Source organism: Mesobacillus maritimus, assembly GCF_019749255.1.
Classification (GTDB): domain Bacteria; phylum Bacillota; class Bacilli; order Bacillales; family Cytobacillaceae; genus Mesobacillus_B; species Mesobacillus_B maritimus_A.
In genome coordinates this window covers 1-15,296 of sequence record NZ_JACWFH010000014.1, presented here as the reverse complement: position 1 = coordinate 15,296, position 15,296 = coordinate 1, and the positions used below count along the sequence as shown (strand labels likewise).

The 15,296-nt window shown below is 36.7% G+C and carries 16 protein-coding genes and 1 pseudogene; 5 read left to right on the top strand and 12 right to left on the bottom strand.

Annotated elements, in window-relative coordinates; genetic code table 11:
• Positions 1-72: 72 nt before the first annotated feature.
• Positions 73-1,767 carry a M3 family oligoendopeptidase gene (locus H0185_RS12895; protein ID WP_221873914.1) on the bottom strand — a complete coding sequence of 565 codons (1,695 nt, stop codon included), beginning with the start codon at positions 1,765-1,767 and terminating at the stop codon, positions 73-75.
• Between the two features lie 36 nt (positions 1,768-1,803).
• Complete coding sequence (locus tag H0185_RS12890) at positions 1,804-2,244, bottom strand: MarR family winged helix-turn-helix transcriptional regulator (RefSeq protein WP_221873913.1); 441 nt, start codon at positions 2,242-2,244, stop codon at positions 1,804-1,806.
• 267 nt (positions 2,245-2,511) lie between these two features.
• On the opposite strand from H0185_RS12890, the gene H0185_RS12885 reads away from it, so the two are divergent.
• Positions 2,512-3,744: an MFS transporter gene (locus H0185_RS12885; protein ID WP_221873912.1), complete on the top strand. Its 1,233-nt coding sequence runs from the start codon at positions 2,512-2,514 to the stop codon at positions 3,742-3,744.
• Positions 3,745-3,795: 51 nt separating this feature from the next.
• Here the strand turns inward: H0185_RS12885 and H0185_RS12880 are convergent, their stop codons facing one another.
• From H0185_RS12880 to H0185_RS24040, 4 genes and pseudogenes are all read right to left on the bottom strand, one after another.
• Entirely contained in the window at positions 3,796-4,314 is a 519-nt protein-coding gene (locus H0185_RS12880) for a hemerythrin domain-containing protein (protein ID WP_221873911.1), read from the bottom strand.
• Positions 4,315-4,682: 368 nt separating this feature from the next.
• Positions 4,683-4,937, bottom strand: coding sequence for an aspartyl-phosphate phosphatase Spo0E family protein (locus H0185_RS12875; protein WP_343223147.1), 255 nt, complete (start codon positions 4,935-4,937; stop codon positions 4,683-4,685).
• 291 nt (positions 4,938-5,228) lie between these two features.
• Complete coding sequence (locus tag H0185_RS12870) at positions 5,229-5,738, bottom strand: methylated-DNA--[protein]-cysteine S-methyltransferase (RefSeq protein WP_221873910.1); 510 nt, start codon at positions 5,736-5,738, stop codon at positions 5,229-5,231.
• Between the two features lie 142 nt (positions 5,739-5,880).
• Positions 5,881-6,086 (bottom strand): annotated as a pseudogene (locus H0185_RS24040) (2-oxoacid:acceptor oxidoreductase family protein); the annotation flags it as partial.
• 357 nt (positions 6,087-6,443) lie between these two features.
• On the opposite strand from H0185_RS24040, the gene H0185_RS12865 reads away from it, so the two are divergent.
• Together H0185_RS12865 and H0185_RS12860 are read left to right on the top strand one after the other, a co-directional pair.
• Positions 6,444-7,487, top strand: coding sequence for an acyltransferase family protein (locus H0185_RS12865; RefSeq protein WP_221873909.1), 1,044 nt, complete (start codon positions 6,444-6,446; stop codon positions 7,485-7,487).
• Between the two features lie 100 nt (positions 7,488-7,587).
• The gene (locus H0185_RS12860; RefSeq protein WP_221873908.1) at positions 7,588-9,324 is read left to right on the top strand and encodes a B12-binding domain-containing radical SAM protein; all 1,737 of its coding nucleotides are present in this window, start codon (positions 7,588-7,590) and stop codon (positions 9,322-9,324) included.
• Positions 9,325-9,357: 33 nt separating this feature from the next.
• On the opposite strand, the gene H0185_RS24290 is transcribed toward H0185_RS12860, so the two are convergent.
• On the bottom strand, positions 9,358-9,489 hold the full coding sequence (locus tag H0185_RS24290; RefSeq protein WP_281427613.1) for a hypothetical protein: 132 nt from the start codon (positions 9,487-9,489) through the stop codon (positions 9,358-9,360).
• Positions 9,489-9,650 carry a hypothetical protein gene (locus H0185_RS12855; protein ID WP_221873907.1) on the bottom strand — a complete coding sequence of 54 codons (162 nt, stop codon included), beginning with the start codon at positions 9,648-9,650 and terminating at the stop codon, positions 9,489-9,491. The genes H0185_RS24290 and H0185_RS12855 overlap by 1 nt, the downstream gene beginning before the upstream one ends.
• A gap of 146 nt (positions 9,651-9,796) precedes the next feature.
• Here H0185_RS12855 and H0185_RS12850 point away from each other — a divergent pair, with 146 nt between their 5' ends.
• Positions 9,797-10,144, top strand: a complete 348-nt coding sequence (locus tag H0185_RS12850; RefSeq protein ID WP_221873906.1) for a DUF3905 domain-containing protein — start codon at positions 9,797-9,799, stop codon at positions 10,142-10,144.
• 99 nt (positions 10,145-10,243) lie between these two features.
• Here H0185_RS12850 and H0185_RS12845 read toward each other — a convergent pair whose 3' ends face one another.
• Positions 10,244-11,602, bottom strand: a complete 1,359-nt coding sequence (locus H0185_RS12845) for a TrkH family potassium uptake protein (RefSeq protein ID WP_221873905.1) — start codon at positions 11,600-11,602, stop codon at positions 10,244-10,246.
• A 389-nt stretch (positions 11,603-11,991) separates the two neighbouring features.
• Here H0185_RS12845 and H0185_RS12840 point away from each other — a divergent pair, with 389 nt between their 5' ends.
• Entirely contained in the window at positions 11,992-12,198 is a 207-nt protein-coding gene (locus H0185_RS12840) for an alpha/beta-type small acid-soluble spore protein (protein ID WP_221873904.1), read from the top strand.
• A 138-nt stretch (positions 12,199-12,336) separates the two neighbouring features.
• Here the strand turns inward: H0185_RS12840 and H0185_RS12835 are convergent, their stop codons facing one another.
• The 3 genes from H0185_RS12835 to H0185_RS12825 form a co-directional block, all read right to left on the bottom strand.
• Positions 12,337-13,557 (bottom strand): anti-sigma factor domain-containing protein, encoded by a 1,221-nt coding sequence (locus tag H0185_RS12835; RefSeq protein WP_221873903.1) that lies wholly within the window; start codon positions 13,555-13,557, stop codon positions 12,337-12,339.
• On the bottom strand, positions 13,554-14,312 hold the full coding sequence (gene sigI, locus H0185_RS12830; RefSeq protein ID WP_343223146.1) for an RNA polymerase sigma factor SigI: 759 nt from the start codon (positions 14,310-14,312) through the stop codon (positions 13,554-13,556). The genes H0185_RS12835 and sigI overlap by 4 nt, the downstream gene beginning before the upstream one ends.
• Positions 14,313-14,560: 248 nt before the next feature.
• Positions 14,561-15,028, bottom strand: coding sequence for a hypothetical protein (locus H0185_RS12825; protein WP_221873902.1), 468 nt, complete (start codon positions 15,026-15,028; stop codon positions 14,561-14,563).
• Between the last annotated feature and the right edge of the window lie 268 nt (positions 15,029-15,296).

Here is a 15,296-nt window from a genome sequence, read left to right as displayed (position 1 = left end):
CGCCCGGTTCATGCGAACCGGGCGTTATTAGTTATTATTTATCGAAAAAAACAGCTACAAAGGATATTCGCTTTACAGTTTTTTATCGTCAACAGAATTCAGCCATGCTTCAATTTCACTAACAACTGACTGAACACACCCATCTTCAAATGGAGAAATCAGGTTAGCTTCTTTGACTAACTCGGTAAACGGTAGACTGCCCCCAAGCTTGCATAATTTAAGATAGTCTTCCCACGCAGCTTCCTTATTCTCTCTCGAACGTTTCCAGAACTGGAAAGCACAAATCTGTGCAAGCGTATAATCAATATAATAAAAAGGATCGTTATAAATATGACCCTGACGTTGCCAGAATCCTCCCGCCTCAAGGTAACTATTCCCCGAATAATTTCGATGGGGCAAATACTTTTTCTCAATCTCACGCCATTGGTGCTTTCTTTCAGCTGGTGTAGCCTCTGGATGTTCGTAAACCCAATGCTGGAATTCATCAACAGATACTCCATAAGGTAAGAAAAGGAGCGCATCACTTAAGTGGGAAAACTTATATTTATCGCTATCTTCTTTAAAAAACAACTCCATCCATGGCCATGTAAAAAACTCCATACTCATCGAATGAATTTCACAAGCTTCATAAGTTGGCCAGTAGTATTCAGGAATATCAAAATGGCGACTAGAGTAGACCTGAAACGCATGTCCCGCCTCATGGGTTAATACATCGATATCGCCTGAGGTACCATTAAAGTTAGAGAAAATAAACGGTGTTTTATAGTCCTCCACGTATGTACAGTAACCACCGCTTGCCTTCCCTTTTTTTGCAACCAGGTCCATTAAATTGTTTTCAACCATAAACGAGAAGAAACTTCCAGTCTCAGGAGAAAGCTCATCATACATTTTTTGCCCATTTTTAATGATCCACTCCGGACTTCCCTTTGGTACTGGGTTCCCCGTTTGAAAGTTAAACGGTTCATCATAATAAGTTAGAGTGGAAACCCCTATTCGCTCTTGTTGTCTTTCTTTCAACTTAAAGGCAATTGGAACAATATACTTCTCCACTTGTTTCCTAAAATTTGCAACCATTTCAGCATTATAGTCGGTTCTATACAATCGATAATAAGCTAGCTCAACAAAGTTACTGTAGCCTAATTTTTTTGCAATTTCATGACGAACCTTAACAAGTTCATCGTAAATGGTATCAAATTCACTTTCATGATTTGCAAAAAAGCCAAATCTTGCTTCTGACGCCTTCTTACGCATCACACGGTCCTTTAACTGTGTAAAAGGTTCAAGTTGTGCTAGAGTTCTTTCCTCACCCTCGAACTGAATTTTTGCTGACGCCACTAATTTCGTATACTCAGATGATAGCTTATTTTCCTTTTGTAGCAGTGGAACAATATCAGGTTTAAAGGTTTTCAACTGTGCCTCAGCAAGCGCAAATAATTGTTTTCCCCACTTTGCCTCCAGCTCTTTTCGAAAAGGAGATTGTAGCAAAGACTCATAATACTTGGTGACTAAGCCTTCTATATTTGGAGCGAGTTCATCAAGATAGTCTTGTTCAGCCTTATAAAACTCATCATTCGTATCGATAGAGTGACGAATATAGCAGATATTAAACATTGTATCTACTTCATTCCGAATCCTATTTATCTCACTCATTGCTTCGCTTTGCTCACTAACGGATTGAGAACCATTGAACATCTTGAGCGCATTTTCAAACGCGGTGCTTACCTCTTCAAAAATAGGTCGTTTGTATGTAAACTCTTCAAATCGCATTGAAATCCTCCACTCCTTTTACCATTAATTCTGTAACTAGTACTTCCCTACTGATAACCCAACCTTTTTCAGCAGGTCAATAGCTGTTTGTTTTTCTTCAGGCGAGAGAACATCCATTAATTCATTGATTCGCTGACTGTGCTCAGGAAAAATCTCCTCGATTAATGCTTTACCTTCATCAGTAATTTGCGCATATGTGACCCTACGGTCCTTTGGGCACCCATTTCTCCTTAAATAGCCTTTTTGTTCTAGCTTGTCAACGACGTAGGTGATGCTACCACTGGCAAGTAGGATCTTTCCACCTATTTGCTGTAAAGGTTGATCGCCTTTATGATACAGCAGCTCCAAGACAGCAAATTCAGTTGGGTTTAGCCCTCTTTGTTGAATAACCTTATTTACTTCCTCGTTCAGTGCACGATAAGCCCTTGATAGGACAATAAAAAGCTTCAACGATTGATTTATTTGTTCATCTTTCATGAAATATTCAGTCCTTTATCACTATTGATACTTAATTATAAACGAAAATACAAGATTTAACAGCAATTCTAGTCTAATGAGTTTATATTAACAGCTGTTATTCGGTGGTGCTTATTATGCACTACTAATCATGTATCTAAAATGAACATTGTACTTTAACATAAAATAAATATTGCTTCGATTTCTTCATCCACCTCCACTCTTAACTTGAATTTTGGTAAGATAACATATGTACCACTTAAATTCAGAACAAAGAAGGCGATTGTATTGAACCAAGGTGCGGCAGCTGTCCACGCAACCCCTAAGAGGGAAGAGACCACAGCCTACAAAATATTATTTATCATTGGCTTATGTCACCTATTAAATGACTCGATTCAATCCGTAATACCAGCGATGTTTCCAGTCCTTGAAAAATCAATGGGGCTTTCATTTACCCAATTAGGCCTCATAGCCTTTTCTTTGAATATCGTCTCTTCTATTATGCAACCAGTTATCGGGATTATCGCAGATAAGAAATCATTGCCTTTTGCTCTTCCAATTGGACTGACCTTTACATTAGTAGGAATTTTAGGTTTAGCTTTTGCACCAAGATATGAGTGGATTATTGTTTCAGTACTATTAATTGGACTAGGATCTGCTATCTTCCATCCAGAAGGATCACGTGTTGCCTTTATGGCGGCAGGACCACGGAGAGGGCTTGCTCAGTCCATTTATCAAGTTGGGGGAAATTCCGGGCAAGCACTTGCACCGCTAATTACTGCCCTCATCTTGGTACCTCTAGGGCAAAAAGGAGCAGCTTTGTTCGCCATAGTTGCTGCACTTGCAGTAGGGTTATTAATTTATATTGCAAACTGGTACTCTAAAAAGCTAAAATACTCCAGCACTCAAAAAAAAGTAAAAAGAGCCATGAAACAGATAGACCATCAAGTTTCTAAATCCATTAAATCAGCCTTAATTCTAGTCTTATTTTTAATCTTCGCTAGATCCTGGTATACGTCAGGTATGACCAATTACTATGCATTCTATGCAATTGAAAAATATGCATTAACGATAAAAGAATCGCAAATGTTTCTATTTGCTTTCCTGGTGTTTGGTGCACTTGGAACATTTTTCGGTGGTCCACTTGCAGACCGTTTTGGGAAAAAAAATATTATCTTTTTTTCCATGCTAGGAGCAGCACCTCTTTCTGCTTTTATCCCTTTTGTCCCAGCTACACTAGCGTTTATCATGCTCTCAGTCGCAGGTTTTATCCTAATGTTAAGCTTCTCCGTTACCGTTGTTTATGCTCAAGAACTTATTCCAGGCAAAATTGGTACAATGGCCGGTTTAACCGTCGGCTTTGCATTTGGAATGGGAGCTGTTGGCTCAATAGGTTTAGGCTATTTAGCAGACTTAATAGGATTACCTCTGACGATTATGCTTACAGGTTTTCTCCCACTTCTAGGATTATTCACTCTTTTTCTACCATCTGATAAAACACTTTCAAGCTGGCACCAATAAAGGAAAGATAGAAATGAAAAAGGAGAGACATTAATCTCTCCTTTTTCATTTCTATTTAATTATATTTATTCTTTCTAAAAGCTCTTGTTTTTCTTCATCCTTGAGCATTCTTTCAGCCATCGGGAACAAGACATTTTCTTCTTTAGAGAAATGATCCACTAATGTATAATTGGCTTCTTTAACCAGAGCAACATCCTGTTTCATTTTTTCCTCAGTATAATCTTCAAGCCCTTTTTCGGTGTTTTTAAGGAATGTTTTGATAAGGGATTTTGCGCGATCATGCTCATATTCCATGACAGCAATCGGTCCTGTTTCTCTTCCGATATAAACAGCCATCATTTCAAATAATACGCCTTCCTCTCGTTCTGAATGAAGAGCTAGCTCATCAAAAAATTCAATTACTGAAGGGCGGAGGATTGCAAAACTTTCACTTGTATTCTCCCCGTTTTCAACTTTTAAACAAAGTTTCAATAATTCATCTAGTTTCTTTAATAAAGGAGGATGCTCACTCTTTAACTGATGCAACCCCTCACTTAATTGTACTGGTGTATTCCCTAGCATTGAACTCATACAAGCCTCCATTGGTTCCTACCCCTTTTCACGTTAAGTATAAGTAGAGTATAGGGTCTAAGGAACTCTTATGTAGTGACCTTTATCACAAGACAATGCCCCATTTATATTCGATTTACAATGATGCAAAAGCCCAAAAATTCATTTTTTTCTTTTTTAGGTTTAGTTTTTACTTTAAGGGGTAAAGAGTAAGAGAGTATCAGAACTCCGTTACCCAAAGGCTCTAATTGTAGTTGGTTTAAGCTTGACGTTGTTCCCCTGCTGTAGCCATACTTTCTAGTCAAACCTTCTTGGTAAATACAAAATAAACCACTGATAGAAATTATCAGTGGCATCTGAAAAAACGTACTTATACTTAAAAGAACAACTTATGCTTCAACGCTGCCGGCTGCTTTTTGTGGATGTTGGAAAAACCATAAAAAATTTCTAAATTGAAGTTTGTCCTTCGCTTTATTCGTAAGTGGTGCTTGCATCGAGATTTGATATTCATAAATTAACTTATCTAATTCTTGACTACAGCTAATGGTCTCCATGCTATTAAATCCTGTTTGCTGTGCATATGCAAACATCTCTTCTTTCTTTGTTTGAATCTGCACAAGTAAAGGATTGTTGTTCTCCCGCACTTCCCATTCCCCCTAATCCGATCCCTTTCCCTTTCACTCTATTAATAGAATGACCTGGTTACTAAAGCAGTATTACAGATATTTAATTTATTGTAAATAGATTCGCAAAATTAGACATTTTTCTTAAATAATAATTTCCCTTCGACACTTTTCAAAAATGAAAAATCTAGTAATCTGACAAAATCACCTAAACCTCACACAATGGTAATTTTTTCAATTAAAATAAACATTTTACTAATAAAGTGCTTTCATTGTTGAGTATTATTTAAAAAAAATAAATCCACGAGGGATTTATGCTTTTCGCTTATCAGCTTTAAATGAAGCACCTTCTAGGCAAAGCAGACGATCTTTTATTTCTACCCGTGTTCCAGCATACCCTGTGAGCGTTTGATTTTTACCAATTACACGATGACAAGGGATAATAATTGGAAGCTTATTTGCCTTATTGGCTTGTCCTATTGCCCTAACTGCTTTTGGCCTTCCCACCGCTTGAGCAATTTCCTGATAACTTTTTGTTTTCCCATAGGGAATTTCATCAAGTTTCTTCCACACTTCCATCTGAAAAACCGTACCGTTCTGCTCTAGAGGCAAGGTAAAGTTCGTTCTTTCTCCAGCGAAATATTCATTTATCTGTTCAACACTCTCCAGCAATAAAGGGTCTTCCAACTTTTTACGAGTATGCGCAATATCCTCATTGGCATAAAAATCCTCTTCCCCTATATGGATGGCAGAAAGCCTTTGGTTCTCAGCAACGATGAAAAGCTTTCCAATGTCTGTTTCTACCGTTGTATACATTCGCATTGATATCATTCCCTTCTTAATTAATATACGTGATAAAAAAGAAGAAGCAAAGAGGCACTTTGCTTCTTCTTTTCTTACCTAATAATAACGCTTCATGAAAAATTCCTATGATATGAGCTTTCTCAATCGGACTATGTAGTCAAATTTCTGTGTCTGGGTCACAAAACGGATAAAATTTTTAACTGGGTATCCCTTTTTCTCTGATCCAAAGGAAGCGAAATTAGCAGCATTCAACCCTGAACCGAACACACCTGCTTCAGCAAGCATCTTTCCAGCAAGGCTGGCACCTAAGCCCCTATTGATTCCAGCCTAATCTCCTAATCCATTCTTATTCGGTAAGATAGACATACTTTCCCCCTGCACTGTATGTAAAATATTGTAAATTTTTCCTTGGTTTTATGCTTGTTGAAAAGTTTCCGCTGTGGTATATATCATAGTATTCTAATTTCACTAGTACAGATTGTTAAACAGGATGTATTTCCAAATATTACTTAGGTAAAACCGTTCTAAAACTTATATAATCGAATCATCCCTTCTGTATATCAACATTTAGCAAAAAAACCTATTACAGAATTGAGAGAAAGATTACAAAGTATGAGTCGTTATTTACTTTTGAATTACATTACGCTCTTTCTACTATCAGCCTAGTTTTCTTTCCGTTACAATGGGTAAAGGATAAAAAGGGGGCTATCAAAAGGAGGAAGTATGACACAGCGCGATTACTATTTTGATAACGCCAAGTTTATTCTGATATTTTTTGTCGTTTTTGGACACTTGATTCAGTCGTTCATTCAAGACAATGAACTAGTCTACACTCTTTATAAAGTGATTTATACTTTTCATATGCCGGCATTTATCTTAATATCAGGTTTCTTTGCCCGAGGAATCTACGATAAAGGCTATATAAAAAAGATTGCAAAAAAATTAATTATCCCTTATCTTATCTTTCAGCTTGTCTATTCTATTTTTTACTATTTTCTATACAATGAATCCCAATTTACGATAGACCCCCTTAATCCACATTGGTCCTTGTGGTTTTTAATTAGTCTATTTTTCTGGCATTTGATGCTTCTGGGTTTTTCACGGTTAAAACCACTACTGGGTTTAACTCTAGCCATTCTCATTGGACTTGGAGTTGGCTACATTGATTGGGTGTCCAATTATCTCAGCTTATCAAGAACCTTTGTATTTTTCCCGATGTTTCTCCTTGGTTTCTATTTAACTAGAGAACATATTCACTTGTTGCAAAAGCCAGCTATCAGAATGTTAACGATTTGTGTTTTTATCATTGCATTTGTATTTTATTACTTTTACCCTGATATGAACTATCAGTGGCTCTTTGGATCTAAATCTTATAGTGCTTTGAACTCATCTCCTGTGATTGGAATGATGATTCGATTAGGATTGTATTTTTTAAGTACCATTATGGTTTTCAGTTTTCTCGCCATTGTCCCTAGGAATCAATACTTCTTTACGAACCTAGGCAGAAACACCTTGTATGTATATTTACTTCACGGTTTTTTTATCCGGGTATTTAGAGAAAGTAAAGTAACCAATTATCTTAGTGATACAGAGAATCTTTTCTTACTTGCGCTGGCTTCTTTAACGCTCACCTTATTTCTTTCGAGTCGGTTTGCTACAGCACTTGCTCAACCCTTCATCGAATTAAGGGTAACCCTTCTTGCAAAATATAAAGCACGAGTACAGGGGCAAATCAAATTGTATAAAAATAAACTTTTCAGCCAATAGACTTTAAGGACCTATCCATTTGGATGGGTCCTTTGTATTTGGGCTAGAATGAGGTATAATGATATGTTGTTTTGGTACCCACTATTGAAGGAGAAATTATATGAACATTATTTGTGCAACATTAAATGCAAAATATATCCATACAAATATCGCAATACGTTATTTAAAAGCTTACGCAGCGCCTGAATATGATATCGCTCTTGCCGAATATACGATTAAGGATCCAATCATCAATATCGTATCTGATTTAATCCAAAAACAGCCCCAAGTCATTGGATTCAGCTGCTACATTTGGAATATTGAAGAAACCATAAAAGTAATTAAAATGATTAAAAAGATTGATTCCTCAATCACGATTGTTGTTGGTGGACCAGAAGTTACTTATGACTATATTGATTGGATGAATCAAGTAAAAGAATTTGATTACATTGTTATCGGTGAAGGGGAACACACCTTTAAACAACTTCTAACTGCCATTGATACCAAGCAAGGAATAAAAGAAGTGAGTGGAATCGTCTATCGGGAAGAAGGGGGTGTAAAATTCAATCCCCAGATAAATAAACTTGATTTAAAATTGCTTCCATCACCACACAGGTTGATTGAAGATATCCCCCATTTGTCTAAACGCGTCATTTATATTGAGACAAGCCGCGGCTGCCCATTTAGCTGTCAGTTCTGTCTCTCCTCAATTGAAGTGGGGGTGCGGTATTTTGATCGAGAAAAGGTTAAAGAAGATATTCGGTATTTAATGAAAAACGGGGCAAAAACAATTAAGTTTGTGGATCGTACCTTTAACATTAGCCGAAGCTACGCAATGGAAATGTTTCAATTTCTCATTGATGAGCATCTCCCAGGAACCGTTTTCCAATTTGAAATTACCGCGGATATCATGAGACCTGAAGTCATTGATTTCCTTAACAAAAATGCTCCTGCCGGTTTATTTCGATTTGAAATTGGCGTTCAATCGACGAATGACTATACAAATGAGCTCGTAATGAGAAAACAAAATTTTGATAAATTAACACGAACGGTCACCATGGTAAAAGAAGGTGGAAAAATTGATCAGCACCTAGATTTAATTGCTGGGCTTCCTGAAGAGGATTATACATCCTTCAAAAAGACATTTAATGATGTATTTGCCATGCGTCCTGAAGAATTACAACTTGGTTTTCTTAAAATGCTTCGAGGTACTGGTCTAAGACTTCGTGCCAAGGAGCATGACTATATTTATATGGATCACTCTCCATATGAGATACTTGGCAATAATGTTCTTTCTTTTCATGACATCATCCGCATCAAACAAGTAGAAGACGTACTAGAAAAATACTGGAATGACCATAGAATGAATGCAACGATCGAGTATTTAGTCACACAAACCTTCCCAACCCCATTTGATTTCTTTCAGGATTTTGGGGCTTATTGGGAGAAGCAAGGATGGTCACGAATCGGGCACCAACTTGAGGATTTGTTTCGTCGACTTTATCAATTCCTAAAAGATCGAAACACAGAAAATCTAATGGTTATTGAGGGTTTGATGAAGTATGATTATTTAGCAGGGAAAAAGCAAAAGCCGAGAAAGCCATGGTGGGAGCTAGACAAGGATAAAAAAGAAAGAGCCGAACTATATAAAAAAGTGATAGCGGGCGGTATCTTACCTGAGCCTCTTACCTTCGCTGAAAAGGACTTTTATAAATATTCAGTGATTGAAGAGCTTGCCTTCGACCTTGATAAATACTTAAATACCGGAGAAATAGATACAATTCCGTCTATATTAGTTGTTTATTTTCATCCATCCCTGGATCAGGCTACAGTGTATTCTTATAATGAACATAAGTAAAGCCGGCAGAAGCCGGCTTTACTTATGTCTTTTTTACTTTTTCGTCTTGTTCTTTTTTTGAGGGAAAGGCCTTTCATACATTTTCGCAGCGTTTAAGTCACCGAATTCCACACCAAATTCAACATTTGCTGTTTCCTTCTGTTCCTTAGTTTTCTTTTTACTCATTAGGCTCTCCCCTCCCGTCCTTGCTTTGAATTCCGGTTTGCAAATTTCCCTGCATCTTCTCCATGTGAAAATTCAGCAGAGAATTCCGTCTCATGGTTGTTTTTATGCGGTGTTTTTGTATATTTTTCAACAGCATTTCTTTCTGCTTTGCGCTTTGCCATTTAACCCACCTCCATTGAATGAAGCAATCTTATTTTTCACGTTTTCCCTTTGTTTATGTATACGTTAGGTTTCCTTATTTTACTTGAGGAAAACCATCATAAATTGACTTAATCAACAGAAAATAGATTAAAGAGGTGAGTGGAAAATGGGTAAAGAAAAAAGGATTGAACAAAAGCTTGATATTGACAATACCTTGCCACACCAAATTAGTGCCCCAAGTTTTAAAGGGACTGGAATAAATATTCAGCCTCCTTTTAGAAATGAGCAAGGAGTGATTATTGGGGATAGCCATTACTCCTCATTCAATTCACCTTTGGAAAATTGGAGTGAAGATACAGACCCAGCCATCATGTCAGGGGACCAGTGGGTTCATCCTACGAATGATATTGGATGGAATACTGCTGAAAACCAAGAATTGCTTGAGGAAAAGCGGAAACCCCAAGCCTATCCCTTCATGCACCCGACAATTGATGTAAGCAAAGGGCAAGATTAAAAATAAAAGCGCAAGCGCACTGCTTTAGCAGTGAAAAATCTCTAACTAAAAATCCGGGGGTTTCCCGGATTTTTAAAATTGGCATCCATTGCATGGTCATTACCCAATAATTACTTTTTCCTTCGGATAATGGATTTGAGTTTTGTCTCCTTTTCCACCGATAAATAGTAAAAAGATCACGAGACCAACACGTCCAATAAACATTAGTATGATAATAACAAATTTTCCCATCGTGCTTAAATCTGGAGTAATCCCCATTGAGAGACCACTTGTACCGAAGGCAGAAGATACCTCAAAAAGAATCGCAATTAATTCATGTTCTTCTGTTATCCTTAAGATTACGACTGCAGTAAAACAAATCAAAATAGCTAAGGTTGTGACCACTAGCGATTTTGTTACATCTTCGTCCGTTAGTTCCCTTTTAAAGATTTTTATTGAACGATTCCCTCTCGCAAAATGGTAGAGAAATAACAAGTTAAGGGCAAATGTTGTTGTACGAATCCCTCCACCAACTGAACTAGGAGACGCGCCGATAAACATGAGAGAACTCATGACAAGAAGCGTCGACTCTGTGAAATCATTAATATTTAGCGTGGCAAACCCACCACTCCTAGTTGCTGCAGATTGGAAAAGAGCATAGAAAAAAGATTGATGCCAGTTTTTATCTGCTAGAAAATGATTATGCTCTAAAATAAGGATAATTAGCGTTCCAAAAACCAATAATCCTAAAAAGGTAACTGTTGTAATTTTCGTAAAGAGTGAAAATCTAAATAGATGCTTATTTTTATTTCTTTGGGTCAGATACTCTTTCGTTTCTATTAATACTGGAAACCCGATAGCTCCTAGAGCCATTAAAATAACACTAACCAGTTGGACAAAATAATCGTTTGCATATGGAATCATAGACGCTCCAGTGATATCAAAGCCTGCATTGGTTGTTGCACTTACAGACAAAAATAGCCCTTGCATGAAGGCCTGATGCCAGTTTGGATAATAATTAAGAAAGTGTACCCCCAATAGTAGAGCACCAAAAAGTTCGATGATCGTAATAATTAGCAGAATTCCTTTTAACATCTTGACCACACCAGACAAACCTGTCTGATTTTGATCGGCCATAATTAATTGACGCTCTTTTAGCCCTATCTTCTTCCCAATAATTAACCAAAAAAAAGTTCCTAAAGCCATGATTCCAATCCCGCCAAATTGAAAAATAAACATTAGGATGTAGCTCCCGGTTGCAGTAAAGGTTTCGCTAATATTTACTGTCGTGAGTCCTGTTACACTAACGGCACTAACAGCGACAAAGAGAGCATCCATAAATGTAAAACTGACTCCTGGCTTTGTTGCTAATGGCAAACTAAGTAAGCTGACCGAAACCAACACTGCTATTGAATAATAAACAACAATCATTTGTGCTGGTGTAAGGTTACTTAGCTTCTTTCTTAGATTGTTAAACATCAAATTTTTCCTTTCTTTCTCTAAATACCCTATTAGAATAGATCAAGCACCCTGTAAAGCGGGAAATGGCCTAGAGCACCAAAGCACGCCCTTGCATAGTGTGGTCTTAGAAAGGCCTTATGTCTCCCGGATTCCTTAGGACAGGAGCTAGACAAGCTTACAAGCCCATAAACTAAAGCTAGATATAGACAAGCCTCTAAGATAAAACGTTATACGGTCTTGTATTCTAAAATATCAAAGCAAAGGGAAGAAGTAAATATCTAACTCACCACTAACATTCTTACAATGTATTTTGGCGTAACTAAACTTTTCCATACATAGATTGATGCAAAATGAAAAAACTAATCATGCAGATAAAAAAACTGCAAACACAGCAAGGAGTTGACGAAATGGCTAGAAACTCAAACAAACTACTAGTTCCAGGAGTCGAGCAGTTCCTAGATCAAGTTAAGTATGAAATTGCTCAAGAATTTGGTGTACAGCTAGGGGCAAATACAGTATCAAGATCAAACGGTTCCGTTGGCGGAGAAATAACCAAGCGCCTTGTTCAACAAGCACAGGCCGAATTATCTGGGAGAAACCAAGGTCAATCATAATAACTAAAACTTCATAGCATTGGAATAATAAAAGTCCGGCAATACCTTGCCGGACTTTGTTATTTAGACTGTTATTAATGATGACATATTCAACGTTAAAATAACCTACATGAAAACTACTTTATTAGTAGTCCCTGTTTAATTTTTTTCATTTGAGGCATTTCCGTTCCCTCTGTTTTTGCTTTCATGATGGTTGTCTTTATGTTGGTTGTTGTTATGATGATTGTTTTTCGGATTGTTGTCATCATACTGGTTATTTTTATTATGGCTGTTTTTCGGCTTATGCTTATCTTGATAATGTTGGTTTTTTTCCTTTATTCGGTTATTGTTATTCTGTTTATTTTCATCTTTTTTGCTTTTTTTCTCATTATTTGTGTTCTTTCCTTTATTGCTGATGTTCCCATGATTGTCTTTCTTTTCTTTTTTACTGTTGTTTCCATGATTGTTGTTCTTTTCTTTTTTACTGTTGTTCCCATGATTATTGTTCTTTTCTTTTTTACTGTTGTTCCCTTTATTGTTGTTTTTCACATTATTTTGTTCTTTTTCTTTCTTTCGTGCAGTGTCATTGTTCTCCCCTTTACCACTCTTCTGACCATTCTGAGAGTGATCTACCTCTGGCGAACGATCCTTTCCTTTAGTTCCGGGTTGGTTTGATTTATCTTTCCTATTGGTCCCTTTATTACTAGTAGGATTTTCATTCTTAGGTTCCTGGTTTTGTTTATACACACCCGTAGTTAACCCTTGTATAACCGCATTTTCCCTTTCCTCAGGGGTTGCCGTAACGACTGTTACAATCAGCTCATCCTCATCTGTTACCTTCTGTATTTCCTCTACGGTTTCTTCAAGTTCTATATCCGTTGATTGATTCTCAATATTAACTGTTGAAATGAGTACCTCTCTTTCTTGGTTGAGGTAACCCTGCCCTTCTATTTCATTCAGTATCTGTTTTGCCACAATAGCTGCTTTTTCTTGTTTCCAGTCTGTTACCTTTTCAAGAATCTCCTCCCCTTCTTGATTAAATGCTACGATACTAACCACAAGAAGCTTCTCATTCAACCCCATTTCAATACTAGGATTTACATCAATAGACATATACGCATAAGCTCGTCGGCTTTCATTAACAGGAAAAAGGAAGACAGTTAGAAACATAACGAAGGAAAGGAGGATTAATCTCCCCTTCATTCCTTTAAGACTTGTTAAGAATGTTGCTTTACCTTCTTCTCTTTCAATAGGATAAAAATATAATTCCTCACCTATTTGGTAGTCCTGTTGGAGTTTACGGGTTTTCATGAATTCGCCATCGGGTGTCACTAAAGTAACATAACGTTCTTTAACTTCAAGGATTACTCCCTTTTTCATTCCTCTAGCACTCCTTTTAAATACTCCCTCAGATACATATAATCACCCAAAAAAACTAAGGAGATGGCGATAATATATTTCCTGTTTCTCTCGATGGTTTTTCGACTTAAACTTACTAGCTTCTCTAGTTGTTTAATTGGCAATCTCTTTTTATCCAACAAGTGTTGTTTCAAGTCTTCATTTTCAATAATAATCTTGGCAACCTCAATAGCGTTCTTTCGAGCATCTGCATGTTTAGGAGACTGTTGCACAATATCATCAAAAGACAATCCAAACTCAAGTAGGACCTGCCGAAATTGGACAATCTCTTCCCTTCTTTGTTGGTCTTCCAGCCTTTTCCGATAGTCATCTAATGAAATTTCATCCTCGATGGTCGTACGTGCTCCTTCTTCTTCGAGAAGCTCACTCTCAAAATTCACCGATACAGTCTGAGGATTCCTAGCCTGTTGGCGGATATAATCAATTACTTTCCTTTTAATTAGAATATCCGCAAAACTAAGTAAGGAGTTCCCTTTATCACTAGAAAACTTTTCAATTGCTTCGTTAAAAGCAATGAGTCCAATGCTAAATTCATCGTCGTTTTCATTGATATACCTTTTGCAGATAGAAGAAACAGTTTTCGCAATAAATGGCTTATATGCAAGAATTAAGTCATCGCGTAGTTTAACATCACCCTGTTGAATTAAAAGAACTTTTTCTTCAAGCGTTTTCGGTTTTCTTTTGGCCATAAACAATAAACTTAGCATTAGTCTCACCTCATTTCTCCCAAAAGTATATCATAACCTGTCAATTATGATGGTTGAAGAAAGAGGTAGACAAAGTGCCCAATTCAAATGAAGAAACTTGCCATAATGCAACTATTTTTATAGATTATGAAGATTTCGTTCACTTAAAGGCTACGGAGAGGATTGTACGTTTTTGGGGGTTTTTAAATGGAATTTTGAGGAAGGCAATATTAACTAGATAACCTTCTATCCGTATGCGAATAAAATGTACAAGATCATCACTCCTTTCTTGAAGTTTTATTTATGATCACTTTTATGATATATCCAATTAAAAGACCCGGTACTAGAAAGAGCATTGGCAAAAAAACAGGTCCTAATGAAACACTAAACAACTTTATTTTCGGAGAAAGCATTAAACCTACAGTTACAAAATAAGCGCCAAACACAAAGGGTAAATAGGTTCCATTAATTTTGTTATCTAATGTATGGCGATATGCATCCCACATTGAAAACATATACACACAAGGATAAAACATCAACCATTGGTAGTCGACCACCTTAAAAGCATTCTCTATTTCCCATAGAAAACTATACATGATTGCCCGGTTGAAATTACTATTTACATTAATAACAAATTCAAGCAATACCAATAATGCCCCTTTGAGGAATTGTCCTGATAGTAGTTGGGGAAAGCCAGGAAGGGCAATGGACCAAAGAATTGCTTCAGATTTACTTAGTCGCCTCATAGCATGATGTCATTCCTTTATAACATTTAATTTTTCTAAGAACGGAACATCCACCATGACTTAATTAATAAAATTAATTAATGGAGTTCACTGCTTCCTTATATTTTCCTTAAACCACAAAAATATTACCATTAAATTGGAAAAAGTGATTCCTTATACAAACCTATTGATTTGGATTTCACAAGAGTACCTATATAGGTTTTCCTAAAACAATAAAAAAAACACTGCCATAATAATAAAATGTACCCTATAGAGTAGACACGTAAAA

Bases quoted from the DNA above. Each gene is read 5' to 3' on its own strand.
- H0185_RS12825 (WP_221873902.1), bottom strand. From the start codon at position 15,028: ATGAGGCGACTAAGTAAATCTGAAGCAATTCTTTGGTCCATTGCCCTT.
- H0185_RS12890 (WP_221873913.1), bottom strand. From the start codon at position 2,244: ATGAAAGATGAACAAATAAATCAATCGTTGAAGCTTTTTATTGTCCTA.
- H0185_RS12845 (WP_221873905.1), bottom strand. From the start codon at position 11,602: ATGTTTAACAATCTAAGAAAGAAGCTAAGTAACCTTACACCAGCACAA.
- H0185_RS12895 (WP_221873914.1), bottom strand. From the start codon at position 1,767: ATGCGATTTGAAGAGTTTACATACAAACGACCTATTTTTGAAGAGGTA.
- H0185_RS12855 (WP_221873907.1), bottom strand. From the start codon at position 9,650: ATGGCAAAGCGCAAAGCAGAAAGAAATGCTGTTGAAAAATATACAAAA.
- H0185_RS12840 (WP_221873904.1), top strand. From the start codon at position 11,992: ATGGCTAGAAACTCAAACAAACTACTAGTTCCAGGAGTCGAGCAGTTC.
- H0185_RS12865 (WP_221873909.1), top strand. From the start codon at position 6,444: ATGACACAGCGCGATTACTATTTTGATAACGCCAAGTTTATTCTGATA.
- H0185_RS24290 (WP_281427613.1), bottom strand. From the start codon at position 9,489: ATGAGTAAAAAGAAAACTAAGGAACAGAAGGAAACAGCAAATGTTGAA.
- H0185_RS12860 (WP_221873908.1), top strand. From the start codon at position 7,588: ATGAACATTATTTGTGCAACATTAAATGCAAAATATATCCATACAAAT.
- H0185_RS12880 (WP_221873911.1), bottom strand. From the start codon at position 4,314: ATGAGTTCAATGCTAGGGAATACACCAGTACAATTAAGTGAGGGGTTG.
- H0185_RS12835 (WP_221873903.1), bottom strand. From the start codon at position 13,557: ATGAAAAAGGGAGTAATCCTTGAAGTTAAAGAACGTTATGTTACTTTA.
- H0185_RS12870 (WP_221873910.1), bottom strand. From the start codon at position 5,738: ATGCGAATGTATACAACGGTAGAAACAGACATTGGAAAGCTTTTCATC.
- H0185_RS12850 (WP_221873906.1), top strand. From the start codon at position 9,797: ATGGGTAAAGAAAAAAGGATTGAACAAAAGCTTGATATTGACAATACC.